The following is a 12,480-nucleotide window of genomic DNA, read 5'->3' as shown; positions in this document are numbered from 1 at the left end:
GCACGGTAACCGCCCTGCATGGCATGCTCGATCCCTGGAAGACAGGATTCGAGTGGAAGTGGCGGTAGATGAAACTCCCCCATGCCCTCCCGGTGTTCGCTGTCGTCGTGTCCCTGGCGGCATGCTCGTCGCCGCCTGAGAGGGAGCCGCAACGCGGGCAGGTGGAGCAGCAGCGGGCACCCTCCACGCCCTCGGCCACGCCCTCGGCGAAGCCGACGCCGCAGCGGCGGCCGTACACGATCGCCTTCGGCGGGGACGTGCACTTCGAGGGGATGTTGCGCCCCCGGCTCTCCAACCCGCGCACGGCTCTGGGGCCGATCGCGAGCGTGTTGCGCAAGGCCGATTTATCCATGGTGAACCTGGAGACGGCCATCACCACCGGAGGTACGCCGGCGCCGGGCAAGCAGTACACGTTCAGAGCCCCGCCCAGCGCGTTGAGCGCGTTGAAGGCCGCCGGGGTCGACGTGGCGTCCATGGCCAACAACCACGGCATGGACTACATGGACGACGGGCTGGCCGACACGCTGGCGGCGATCAAGCGCAGCAAGTTCCCCGTGGTGGGGATCGGGAAGGACGCGGCGCGGGCGTACCGGCCGTACCGGAAGACCGTGAACGGCAACCGGGTGGCGATCATCGGGGCCACCCAGGTCATGGACGCGGAGTTCATCCAGTCGTGGACGGCCACGTCCGGCAAGGGCGGGCTGGCCTCGGCCAAGGACGAGGCGAGCCTGCTCCGGGCCGTACGCAAGGCGCGCAAGAACTCCGACACGGTGATCGTCCACCTGCACTGGGGGACCGAGATGCAGAAGTGCCCCAACCCGGCGCAGCGCTCGCTCGCCCCCAAGCTGGTCGAGGCGGGCGCCGACGTGGTGGTCGGCGGGCACGCCCACATCCTGCTCGGGTCGGGCTATCTCAAGAACGCGTACGTCAACTACGGCATGGGCAACTTCGTCTTCTACAACTCCAACCCGGCGACCACGGGCAGGACCGGGGTGCTGACGTTGACGATCAACGGGCGGAAGGTGCTGAAGGACAGCTGGACGCCGGCCACCATCCAGGGCGGCGTCCCGGTGCCGATGAAGGGCTCGTCCAGGACGCGGGCGGTCGCGGACTGGAAGGAGTTGCGCTCGTGTACGGGCCTGTCGGCCCGGCCCGGCAAGTGATCCCTCCCGTTGGTATTCTGCTGGACAGTGCGTCCAATAGGAGGTCGCGATGCGGTGGGTCGAGTCCGGTGACGTACGCCTGGCGCTCTTCGAGGAGGGTGACCCCGACCGGCCGACGATCGTCCTCCTCCACGGCTATCCCGACACCCACCGCGTCTGGGACGAGGTGGCCGCGCTCCTGCGCGACCGCTTCCACGTGGTGCGTTACGACGTGCGCGGGGCGGGCAGGTCCTCGGCCCCGCGCGACCGGCGCGCCTACGACTTCGACCACCTGATCGCCGACCTCGGCGCAGTGCTCGACGCCGTGGGCAAGTCCAGGGTCCACCTCGTGGGCCACGACTGGGGATCGCTGCAGGGCTGGGAGGCCGTCGCGCGGGAGGGCATCCGTGACCGGGTGGCCTCGTTCACCAGCCTGGGCGGGCCAGGGCTGCGGCAGATGCGGCATTTCATGCGGCATGGGCGGCGGCGTGACGTCGCGGCGCAGCGGATGAGGTCGTGGTACATCGGCGCCTTCCTGCTGCCCGCGCTGCCCGAGCTGGCCTGGGGCTCCGTCATGCCGCGGATCGTCACCCGCGCCCTGCTCGGCGAGGGCGTCACGCCACGGCCGGGGCATCCGGCGCCCACCCTGGCCGAGGACGGGCGCAACGGGCTCTGGCTCTACCGGCGCAACATGGCCGCCACGCTCGGCGACCCGGGCCTCGACCCGAGCGTCTCCGACGTGCCCGTGCAGATCATCGAGGCCACGCGGGACCGGTTCGTGACGCCCGCGCTGCCGGCCTCGTTCGACCGGTGGGTGAGCGGGTTGTGGCGCCGCAGGCTCGCGGCCGGGCACTGGGCCCACCGCAGCCGTCCCGGCGCCGTCGCCGGGATGATCGCCGAGTTCGCCTGCCATGTCGAGGGCGCCCGGGCCGGCACGGCGTTGCGGCGGGCGCGGGTGGGGGGCGGGCGGAGGACGTTCGGCGGGCGGCTGGTGGTGGTGACGGGGGCCGGGTCGGGGATCGGGCTGGCGACGGCGCGGGCGTTCGCGGCGCACGGCGCCGAGGTGGTCTGCGCGGACATCGATCTCGCCGCCGCCCGGCGGGCCGCCGAGACGATCGGGAAGGACTTCGGGGGTACGGCACACGCGGTGCGGGTCGATGTCGCGGATACGGAGGAAATGGAGAACTTCTCGCGAAATATCATCGCCCAATATGGAGTGCCGGACATTGTGGTGAACAATGCCGGAATCGCGGTCGTCGGATCGTTTCTCGACCACACCGTGGACGACTGGCGCAGGACCGTCGACATCAATCTGTGGGGCGTCGTGCACGGATGCCGCCTGTTCGCCGCCGCCATGGTCGAGCGCGGCCAGGGCGGCCACATCGTCAACATCGCCTCCCTGGCCGCCTTCGCGCCCTCACGGCTGCTGCCCGCGTACTCCGCCTCGAAGGCCGCGGTGAAGATGCTCAGCGACTGCCTGCGGGCCGAGCTGGCCGGGCACGACATCGGGGTGAGCGCCATCTGCCCGGGCTTCGTCTCCACGGCCATCGCCCGCAACGCCATGTACACCGGTGCGGACCTGCACGACGACGCCGTACGCGGCCTGGCGCGGCGCGGATATCCACCCGAGCGCGTGGCCGCGCACGTTCTGCGTGCGGTGCACAGAAATCAGGCGGTCGTTCCGGTCAACCTGGAAGGAAAAATCGGATACGCCCTATCGCGGATTTCGCCACGGGCGATGCGCGGGCTGGCACGGTTGACCGGAACCACGTCGGTATCCAGAAATCGCGGGTAACGATCGCACGTACGGGAGAAGATGATTCCGTGTCCTCGCCGCAAATTGATGAAGACTGCAGCCAGCCCAAAGCACTCAGGCGGCAACCCGCACAGCGCCGCAGCGCCCGGCGCGTCGAGCGCATGCTCGACGCCTGCGCCGAACTGCTCGACGAGACCGGGTACGAAGCCCTGTCCACCACCCGCATCGCCGAACGGGCAGGCGTGGCGATCGGGTCGGTCTACCAGTTCTTTCCCGACAAGCGCGCGATCACGCAGGAGCTCACCCGGCGCAACGTCGAGGAGTTCGTCCGCCGGGTCGACCGCAAGTTCCTGGAGGAGGACCACCGAGGGTGGTGGGAGGCGGTCGACGCGATCATCGACGAATACGTCGACATGCACCGCACGGTCGCCGGCTTCAAGAGCCTGCACTTCGGTGACGTCGTCGACCTCAACCTGCTCGACTCCGACTCCGACAACAACACCGTGATCGCCGGGCGGCTGCGCGGGTTGTTCCTGAAGGAGTTCGGCCTGGCCGACAGCCCCGAGCTCGACCTCGCGGTGCTGGTGGCGGTCGAGGCGGGCGACGCGGTGCTGAAACTCGCCTTCCGCCGCGATCCCGACGGGGAACCGGAGATCATTGAGGCGGCCAAACACCTGATCCGCGGCTTTCTCTCCCGCCAGCTGCGTTCATGGTCGCCGCACGACTGAGCGCTCAGTGGCCGCCCGCGTACGGCGGCTCCGTCACCAGACCGGGCAGCCAGGCGGGCACGTCGTCCGGCTGCCAGTGCCGCCGCTGGCCGAGCGCGGCCGTCGGCAGTTCCTCATAACCCGGCGCGGCAGGCGTGCGCAGGCACGGCCCCGGGTAGGAGACGGGACGCGCGTCCCTGGCCTCCCTGATGTGCAGCCGGGTCTCCAGGGCGCGCAGGCTGCGCTCCGCCGACTCGATGGCCTCGAGACGTGCCGACAGATAGCCGGCGAGGCCGGGGACGAGGGCCGACAGTACGACAGCGCAGGCCAGCGTGAAGGTCATCTGCTTGGACACGCCCATCACGGCCCCCTTCGCTCGCTTGACAGCGGAGCATCTGCTATATGCCCTGTGACCTGCACGAACACGCTCAGGGGACGCAGAGTTGGGCGAGTCGTTACCGATTTGTGAGTGTGTGGATTGGCCAGGCAAACGGCCGGGCGGCTCGGTAGTCTCGCGGTGTGGCGCATGTGACCCGTGAGCACCTTGATCGTCTGCTTGAGCAGGCTCTATTGGCCGACGACCACGATTCCCTGGCCAGTCGGCTCTACGACGTCGCGCTCGACTATTCCTCGGGCGACGTCTCCCGGGCTTCCATCCTGGTCCTCGCCGCCGAGGAGTGGCGGGCGGCGGGCCAGCCGGCGCGCGCGATGGAGTGTTTCCAGCGCGCGGTCGAGGACGGTGGCGAGGCGGGTTTCGACCCGCGTGCCGGCATCGCCGACACGCTCTTCGAGCTCGACAGGCCCGACGAGGCGAGGGAGGTCATCGAGACGATACGCGCCGAGGGCGACGTCTCCACGGCGACCGCCCACACGATCGCCGAGACGCTCGTCGCCTACGGAGACCTCCGGGGTGGGCTCGAATGGGCCACCCAGGCGGTCCTCGACTGCGACGAGAACGACCCCGAGCAGGTGGCGCTGCTGCGCACCCGCTACCGCATCAGGGTCGATCTCGGGCTCCCGGAGGACGAGCTCGACGAGATGGTCTCCTGACCCGATCGCCTCGCGCGACGTCGCGGCCCGTCCCAGGGCGGGGCCGCCGGTGGCCGGAGTTCGCTGCGGCATGCCCGCAGAACAGCGCCGCAGAACAGGGCCCGCAGAACGGCGGCAGGATGCGAAGGGGCCGCGGCCGGACGGCTGCGGCCCCTTCGGTTATGGAGATCCGGGCGCGGCAGGCACGTTCCGCGCCCGGACGAGATGGACGGCGGACTGCGTGCTCACCGCAGGCCGAGGCCGTCGGTGACCCCCGTGACGCCCGGCACCGCCGACCGGCCGCCGGTCAGCATCGAGGTGCCCTCGACGCTCTCCACCGCCTTCGGCAGCAGCACGCCGATGACGTCCTCGCCGACCTCGCGGACGGGCTTGTCCAGGTCCTTCGGCGACGGGATGCGGGAGCCCGCGATGCGGCTGCTGTGGGCGGCCTGGCCGAGCGACATCTCCGCCGGCAGCTTGGCGAGCAGCGGCGTCTCGGGCAGGGACGGCAGGGAGGGCAGCGCCGGCACGCTCGACAGGGTCGACACGTCCTTCATGCCGGCCCGGCCCGGCACCGTGGGGAACACCACGGGCGAGGCGGAGGTCAGCATCGGCATGCCCCAGGTCGCCGCGACCCCGCCGATGTCGGCGCCGCCCAGCGCCGACTTTCCGGCGGCCAGGCCCGTCAGGCCCAGCTGCCTGGCCAGCCGCCCGGTCGCCATGGCCAGCTTGCCCGACTCCTCGGCGACCATCCGGCTGCCGCCAGTGCCGCCGTCGTTGATGTCCACCCTCGACTGCTCGTGGCAGAAGGACAGGGCCGAGTCCGGCGACAACACGACCGGCTTGGTGTTCGAGCAGGAGTCAGCCGTCGAGGGGGTCGCGGCCCACCACGTGACACCAGCGGTCACCGCCGCCACCGCGAGGATGCTTCGGACTTTCTGGGATGACACTGCACGTCCCCCTGATCGATTTCGCTGATCTGACGAACGCTGAACGTAGCCAGCCGGCCGGCCGGGGGAGCGCGGCTTGTCCGAAGTGTGGGGCGAACCTTACCCAGCTCCATGCCGCATGACCGCGGCATGACACGCCGGAGCCCGCGGAGCTCGCGGAGCCCGGAAACCGTTCGGGTCTCCGGGCTCCCGGCCAGGCCTCAGCCGCGCTGGATGAGCAGCTCGTCGTCGCCGAGCTCCACCATGACCTTGTCGCCGTCGGCGATCTCGCCCGACAACACCGCCTTGGCCAGCTTGTCGCCGATGGCCGACTGGACCAGGCGGCGCAGCGGGCGGGCGCCGTACATCGGGTCGTAGCCCGTCAGCGCCAGCCACTCGCGGGCCGCCGGCGTGACCTCCAGCGTCAGCCTGCGGTCGGCCAGGCGCTGCGCCAGGCGGTCGACCTGCAGGTCGACGATGCGTGCCAGCTCCTCGGAGCCGAGCGCGTCGAAGAGGATCACGTCGTCGAGCCGGTTGAGGAACTCCGGCTTGAACGAGTTGCGCACCGCCCCCATGACGGCCTCGCGCTTGGCGCCGTTCTCCAGCTTGGGATCGACGAGGAACTGCGAGCCGATGTTGGAGGTGAGGATCAGGATCGTGTTGCGGAAGTCGACCGTGCGGCCCTGGCCGTCGGTCAGCCGCCCGTCGTCGAGCACCTGCAGCAGGATGTCGAACACCTCGGGGTGGGCCTTCTCCACCTCGTCGAGCAGCACCACGGTGTACGGGCGCCGCCTGACGGCCTCGGTGAGCTGGCCGCCCTCCTCGTAGCCGACGTAGCCGGGGGGCGCGCCGACGAGCCTGGCCACGCTGTGCTTCTCGGAGTATTCGCTCATGTCGATGCGGGTCATCGCCCGCTCGTCGTCAAACAGGAACTCCGCCAGCGCCTTGGCCAGCTCGGTCTTGCCCACACCGGTCGGCCCGAGGAACACGAACGAGCCCGTCGGCCTGTCGGGGTCGGCGATGCCGGCCCGGCTGCGGCGTACGGCGTCGGAAACGGCCTGTACGGCCTGCTGCTGGCCGATGAGCCGCCTGCCCAGCTCCTCCTCCATGCGCAGCAGCTTGGCCGTCTCCGCCTCCAGGAGCCGCCCCGCGGGAATGCCGGTCCACGACGAGATCACCTCGGCGATGTCGTCGGCCCCGACCTCCTCCTTGACCATGGTGTTGTCGGGCTGCGCCGCCTCGGACGCGGACTTCAGCACCTGCTCCAGCCGCGGCACCTCGGCGTACATGAGCCGGGACGCGGCCTCGAAGTCGCCGTCGCGCTGGGCCCGCTCGGCGGCGCTCCTGGCCTCGTCGAGCTGCTTCTTCAGCTCGCCGACCTTGTTGAGCCCGGCCTTCTCGTGCTCCCAGCGGCCGACGAGGGCGTTGAGCTCCTCCTGGCGGTCGGCCAGCTCCTGGCGCAGGCGTTCGAGCCGCTGGACGGAGGCCTCGTCGGTCTCCTTGGACAGCGCCAGCTCCTCCATCTTCATCCGGTCGACGTTGCGCTGGAGCTGGTCGATCTCCACGGGACGGGAGTCGATCTCCATGCGCAGCCGCGAGGCGGCCTCGTCGACCAGGTCGATGGCCTTGTCGGGGAGGAAGCGGTTGGTGATGTAGCGGTCGGACAGCGCGGCGGCGGCCACCAGCGCGCTGTCGGCGATCTGCACCTGGTGGTGGGCTTCGTAGCGGCCCTTGAGCCCGCGCAGGATCGCGATCGTGTCCTCGACCGTGGGCTCGCCCACGTAGACCTGCTGGAAGCGGCGCTCCAGCGCGGGGTCCTTCTCGATGCGCTCGCGGTATTCGTCGAGCGTGGTAGCGCCGATCATGCGCAGCTCGCCGCGGGCCAGCATGGGCTTGAGCATGTTGCCGGCGTCCATCGCGCCCTCGGCGGCCCCCGCGCCGACGACGGTGTGCAGCTCGTCGATGAACGTCACGATCTGCCCGTCGCTCTCCTTGATCTCGGAGAGCACGGCCTTGAGCCGCTCCTCGAACTCGCCGCGGTATTTCGCGCCCGCCACCATCGCGCCCAGGTCGAGCGAGATCAGCCGCTTGTTGCGCAACGATTCGGGCACGTCGCCGGCCACGATGCGCTGGGCCAGCCCTTCGACGACGGCGGTCTTGCCGACGCCCGGCTCGCCGATGAGCACCGGGTTGTTCTTGGTGCGGCGGCTGAGCACCTGGATGACGCGGCGGATCTCGGAGTCGCGGCCGATGACCGGGTCGAGCTTGCCGCCCCTCGCGTGCTCGGTCAGGTCGACGCCGTACTTCTCCAGCGCCTGGTAGGTGTCCTCAGGGGTCTCGCTGGTGACGCGGGCGTGGCCGCGTACTTTCTCGAAGGCGTCGAGCAGCGCCTGCGGCGTCGCGCCCTGAGCCTTCAGCAGGTCGGCCACGGGTCCGCCGTCGGCGGCCAGGCCCACCAGCAGGTGCTCGGTCGAGACGTAGAGGTCTTCGAGCCGGTTGGCGTGCTGGGCGGCGGTGTTCATGACCGTCAGGAGGTGGCGCGAGCTCGACGGCGCCCCCACGGTCGCGCCCTGCGCCTTCGGCAGCGTTGCCAGCTGCTCCTCCGCCCGCGCCCGCAGCGCGCGCCAGTCGGCGCCGACGGCTTCGAGCAGCGGCACGGCGGTGCCGCCGGTCTGGGAGAGCAGCGTGGTCAACAGGTGAACGGGGGCGATCTCGGGGTTGCCCTCGGCGGCGGCACGCCGCATGGCACCCGAGAGCGCCTCCTGGCTCTTCTGGGTGAGCTTGTAGTCCATCTTTTCTAGGCCCCCGGTGGCAGCTCGTAGCGGATCAGCGCTCGGACCATCCGCATCTCGGCACGCAGGCGGTGAACCTCCTCCCGCAGCCGCAGCGCTTCGTTCTCGAGCTCGAGAATCCGCTTGATGCCCGCGAGGTTGATGCCATCCTCCTGGGAGAGCCGCTGCACCTCGCGGAGCTGGATGATGTCGCGTGTCGAGTAGAGGCGGCCGCGCCCCGCGGTGCGGCCGGGGCTGACCAGCCCCAGCCGGTCGTACTGGCGCAGGGTCTGGGGATGCAGCCCCGACAGTTGCGCGGCCACCGAGATCACATAAACGGGTGTGTCATCTGACAGGTCGAAATAGTTGGCGTCCATCGGCTACTCGCTTCTGGCTCGCTGAATGAGCTCAGCGCGTGGGTCCTCACTGGCGTTGGCGGTGTTGAACTCGGTGAGGAGCTCGCGCGACTTGTCGTCGAGCGTCTTCGGCACCACCACTTCGACTGTCGCGAGCATGTCGGCCTTGGTGCCGTCTTTGCGGGTGACGCCCCTGCCGCGCACGCGGAACGTGCGGCCGTTGGGCGTGCCCGGGGGGATGCGCAGCGTCACCGGCATGCCCTTGAGGACGGGCACCTTGATCTCGGCGCCCAGAGCGGCCTCCGTGAACGTCACCGGGACGGTGATCGTCAGGTTGTCGCCCGACCGGCCGAACACGGCATGCGGTTTGACGTGCGTCTGGATGTAGAGGTCGCCGGCGGGGCCGCCGTTCTCGCCCGGGGCGCCCTTGCCCTTGAGCCTGACCCGCTGGCCGTCGGCCACCCCCGCGGGGATGCGGGCCTGGATGGTGCGGGTGCTCTTGGCCCGGCCGTTGCCCTCGCACACGGGGCACGGGTCGTCCACGATCAGCCCGCGGCCCTTGCAGTCGCGGCAGGGCTCGGAGAAGGCGAAGTTGCCCAGGTTGCGGCTGGCCGCCCCGGTGCCCTCACAGGTGGGGCAGACCCTGGGGGTCGTGCCCGCCCTGGCGCCCGTGCCGGTGCACGCGGCGCAGGCGGCCGAACTCGTGAGCCTGAGCGACACCGTAGTGCCCTCGGCCGCTTCGGTGAACGTCAGCGTCACCTCGGACTCGACGTCCTGGCCGCGCCGCGGCCTGGACGTGGTCGAGGTGCGGGTGGAGCCGCCCCGGTTGAACAGCCCGCCGAACAGGTCGCCGAGCCGGTCACCCGCGCCTCCGCCGGAACCCGGCTGCGCCGTGCCGCCGAACAGGTCGCCGAAGTCGAACGGGAACCCGCCACCGCCGCCGGCCCGCTGGCCGCCCACCCCGGACCCGAACAGCGTGCGCGCCTCGTCGTACTCCTTGCGGCGCTTGCTGTCGGACAGGACGTCGTACGCCTCGGAGACCTCTTTGAACTTGGTCTCCTTGGTCGCGTCGCCCTTGTTGGTGTCGGGGTGGTATTGCCTGGCCAGCTTCCGGTAGGCCTTTTTGATCTCGTCGGCGGTGGCGGTCTTGGGCACACCAAGGACGGCGTAGTAGTCCTTCTCCAAGTAGTCCTTGGTGCTCATCTACGGCCCTTCGTCCTCGTGTCAGTTGTCGTCGTCATCGGACGCGGGGGTGGCGTCCTCGGGCTCGGCGACGGCCACCCGCGCCGGGCGTAGCACCCTGTCGCCCATCCGGTAGCCGAGCTGCAGCACCTCGACGGCGATCGGCTCGGTCACCTCGGTCGAGTAGCTGTGCATCAGCGCCTCGTGGACCGTCGGGTCGAACGGGTCGCCCTTCTGTCCGAAGGGACTGAGCCCCAGCTTGGTGAGCACCGCTTCCAGGGACTCCGCCACCTTCGCGAAGCCTCCGGTCAGCTCGCCGTGGTCGCGGGCCCTTCCGATGTCGTCGAGCACGGGAAGGAGCTCTGTCAGCGCCCCCGCGACCGCCTGCTCGCGGACCGCCACCCGGTCGCGCTCGACCCGCCTGCGGTAGTTGGTGTATTCGGCCTGCAGCCGCTGCAGGTCGGCGGTCCGCTCGGCGAGCTGGGCCGCCAGCTCGCCGTTCTGCGCCTGCGGCGCCTCGGCGGGCGCCTCCTGCTCGTCGGCCGGGGCCTCGCGCACCTGGCCCGTCTCGGGGTCGATCTTGCGGTTGTCGCGGATCACTGGCTCCTCGTGCCCGTTTTCACGCGCCGGCATCACTTGTCCTTCTTCGGCTGGTCTTCGTCGACGATCTCGGCTTCGACCACGTCGTCATCGGCCTTCTGGCCCTCCTGACCGGACGCGGCGTCCTGCGGGGCCCCCTCGCCGCCGGCCTGCTGGCCCTGGCTCTGGGCGTAGATCGCCGAACCCATCTTCTGGCTGACGGTGGCGAGCTTCTCCGCCGAGGTGCGGATGACGTCGGTGTCGGTGCCCTCCAGAGCCTTCTTCAGCTCGGCCAGGGCGTCGTTGACCTCGGTCTTGATCTCGCCGGGGACCTTGTCGTCGTTCTCGCGGAGGAACTTCTCCGTCTGGTAGGCGAGCCCGTCGGCGTTGTTGCGGACCTCGGCCTCCTCGCGGCGCTTCTTGTCCTCCTCGGCGTACGACTCGGCCTCGCGCATCATCCGCTCGATGTCGTCCTTCGGCAGCGCGGAGCCGCCGGTGATCGTCATCGTCTGCTCCTTGCCCGTGCCCAGGTCCTTGGCGGAGACGTTGACGATGCCGTTGGCGTCGATGTCGAAGGTGACCTCGATCTGCGGGATGCCGCGCGGCGCCGGGGCGATGCCGGTCAGCTCGAACGTGGCGAGCTTCTTGTTGTAGGAGGCGATCTCGCGCTCGCCCTGGTAGACCTGGATCTGCACCGACGGCTGGTTGTCCTCGGCCGTGGTGAAGACCTCGGAGCGCTTGGTCGGGATCGTCGTGTTGCGCTCGATGATCTTGGTGAAGATGCCGCCCTTGGTCTCGATGCCCAGCGACAGCGGGGTCACGTCGAGCAGCAGGACGTCCTTGACCTCGCCCTTGAGCACGCCGGCCTGCAGGGCGGCGCCGATGGCGACGACCTCGTCGGGGTTGACGCCCTTGTTGGGCTCCTTGCCGCCGGTCAGCTCCTTGACGAGCTCGGAGACGGCGGGCATGCGGGTCGAGCCGCCGACGAGCACCACGTGGGCGATGTCGGCCACCTTGATGCCGGCGTCCTTGATGACCTGGTTGAACGGGCCCTTGGTCCGCTCGAGCAGGTCGGCCGTCAGCCGCTGGAACTCGGCGCGCGTCAGCTTCTCGTCGAGGTGCAGCGGACCCTCGGCCGAGGCCGTGATGTAGGGCAGGTTGATGTTGGTCTCGGACTGGCTGGACAGCTCGATCTTGGCCTTCTCCGCCGCCTCGCGCAGGCGCTGCAGGGCCATCTTGTCCTTGGCCAGGTCGACGCCGTGGGCGTTCTGGAAGCGCTTGACGAGCTCGTCGACGACGCGCTGGTCCCAGTCGTCGCCACCGAGGTGGTTGTCGCCGGAGGTGGCCTTGACCTCGACGAAGCCGTGGCCGTCCTCCTGGCCGACGTCGAGCAGGGACACGTCGAAGGTGCCGCCGCCGAGGTCGAAGACCAGGATGGTCTGGTCCTGCTCCTTGTCGAGCCCGTAGGCGAGGGCCGCGGCGGTCGGCTCGTTGATGATGCGGAGCACGTTGAGGCCCGCGACCGTGCCGGCCTCCTTGGTGGCCTGGCGCTGGGCGTCGTTGAAGTAGGCGGGGACGGTGACCACCGCGTCGGTGATCTTCTCGCCCAGGTAGGCCTCGGCGTCCTGCTTGAGCTTCTGCAGGACGAAGGCGCTGATCTGCTGCGGCGAGAACTTCTTGCCGTCGATCTCCTGGGACCAGGTGGTGCCCATCTCCCGCTTGACCGACCGGATCGTCCGGTCCACATTGGTGACCGCCTGGCGCTTGGCGACCTCGCCGACCAGGACCTCGCCGTTCTTCGCGAAGGCGACCACGGACGGCGTGGTCCGCGAGCCCTGCGCATTCGCGATGACGGTGGGCTCACCGCCCTCGAGGATCGAGACGACGGAGTTGGTCGTCCCAAGGTCGATACCTACCGCACGTGCCATGAGTGAGTCCTTGTGGTCAAAGTTGAGTCTGGCAGACTCAAGCTAACGGATGTGTGTCGTCTTTGGCAAACGACTTGAGCCTACTCGACTCAACCCTCATG

General features: G+C 69.8%; 11 protein-coding genes. 4 read left to right on the top strand and 7 right to left on the bottom strand.

Annotated elements, in window-relative coordinates; all coding sequences use genetic code 11:
- The first annotated feature begins 68 nt into the window (after positions 1–68).
- Genes ACTWPV_RS39720 through ACTWPV_RS39710 form a run of 3 tightly spaced genes read left to right on the top strand, consistent with a single transcriptional unit; the run spans position 69 to position 3,626 of the window.
- Complete coding sequence (locus tag ACTWPV_RS39720; protein WP_443155721.1) at positions 69–1,163, top strand: CapA family protein; 1,095 nt, start codon at positions 69–71, stop codon at positions 1,161–1,163.
- Positions 1,164–1,212: 49 nt separating this feature from the next.
- Positions 1,213–2,937, top strand: a complete 1,725-nt coding sequence (locus ACTWPV_RS39715; protein WP_443155720.1) for an SDR family oxidoreductase — start codon at positions 1,213–1,215, stop codon at positions 2,935–2,937.
- 29 nt (positions 2,938–2,966) lie between these two features.
- A complete protein-coding gene (locus tag ACTWPV_RS39710) occupies positions 2,967–3,626 on the top strand; it encodes a TetR/AcrR family transcriptional regulator (protein WP_347648318.1) in 660 nt (219 codons plus the stop codon).
- Between the two features lie 4 nt (positions 3,627–3,630).
- Here the strand turns inward: ACTWPV_RS39710 and ACTWPV_RS39705 are convergent, their stop codons facing one another.
- On the bottom strand, positions 3,631–3,966 hold the full coding sequence (locus ACTWPV_RS39705) for a hypothetical protein (RefSeq protein ID WP_347648319.1): 336 nt from the start codon (positions 3,964–3,966) through the stop codon (positions 3,631–3,633).
- 158 nt (positions 3,967–4,124) lie between these two features.
- Here ACTWPV_RS39705 and ACTWPV_RS39700 point away from each other — a divergent pair, with 158 nt between their 5' ends.
- Entirely contained in the window at positions 4,125–4,655 is a 531-nt protein-coding gene (locus ACTWPV_RS39700; RefSeq protein WP_347617259.1) for a tetratricopeptide repeat protein, read from the top strand.
- A gap of 224 nt (positions 4,656–4,879) precedes the next feature.
- On the opposite strand, the gene ACTWPV_RS39695 is transcribed toward ACTWPV_RS39700, so the two are convergent.
- The 6 genes from ACTWPV_RS39695 to dnaK all read right to left on the bottom strand — a co-directional run bounded on the left by ACTWPV_RS39695 (position 4,880) and on the right by dnaK (position 12,379).
- The gene (locus ACTWPV_RS39695; RefSeq protein ID WP_443155719.1) at positions 4,880–5,542 is read right to left on the bottom strand and encodes a hypothetical protein; all 663 of its coding nucleotides are present in this window, start codon (positions 5,540–5,542) and stop codon (positions 4,880–4,882) included.
- 242 nt (positions 5,543–5,784) lie between these two features.
- A complete protein-coding gene (gene clpB, locus ACTWPV_RS39690) occupies positions 5,785–8,355 on the bottom strand; it encodes an ATP-dependent chaperone ClpB (protein ID WP_347648321.1) in 2,571 nt (856 codons plus the stop codon).
- 5 nt (positions 8,356–8,360) lie between these two features.
- Complete coding sequence (locus ACTWPV_RS39685; protein WP_443155718.1) at positions 8,361–8,711, bottom strand: heat shock protein transcriptional repressor HspR; 351 nt, start codon at positions 8,709–8,711, stop codon at positions 8,361–8,363.
- Between the two features lie 3 nt (positions 8,712–8,714).
- A complete protein-coding gene (dnaJ, locus tag ACTWPV_RS39680; RefSeq protein WP_347648322.1) occupies positions 8,715–9,893 on the bottom strand; it encodes a molecular chaperone DnaJ in 1,179 nt (392 codons plus the stop codon).
- A gap of 21 nt (positions 9,894–9,914) precedes the next feature.
- Positions 9,915–10,505, bottom strand: coding sequence for a nucleotide exchange factor GrpE (gene grpE / locus ACTWPV_RS39675; RefSeq protein ID WP_443155717.1), 591 nt, complete (start codon positions 10,503–10,505; stop codon positions 9,915–9,917).
- Positions 10,505–12,379 (bottom strand): molecular chaperone DnaK, encoded by a 1,875-nt coding sequence (gene dnaK, locus ACTWPV_RS39670; RefSeq protein WP_443155716.1) that lies wholly within the window; start codon positions 12,377–12,379, stop codon positions 10,505–10,507. The genes grpE and dnaK overlap by 1 nt, the downstream gene beginning before the upstream one ends.
- Positions 12,380–12,480 lie beyond the last annotated feature (101 nt).

Origin of the sequence: Nonomuraea sp. KM88 (genome assembly GCF_052245635.1) — a bacterium.
Classification (GTDB): domain Bacteria; phylum Actinomycetota; class Actinomycetes; order Streptosporangiales; family Streptosporangiaceae; genus Nonomuraea.
This window is presented reverse-complemented; position numbering and strand designations above follow the sequence as displayed.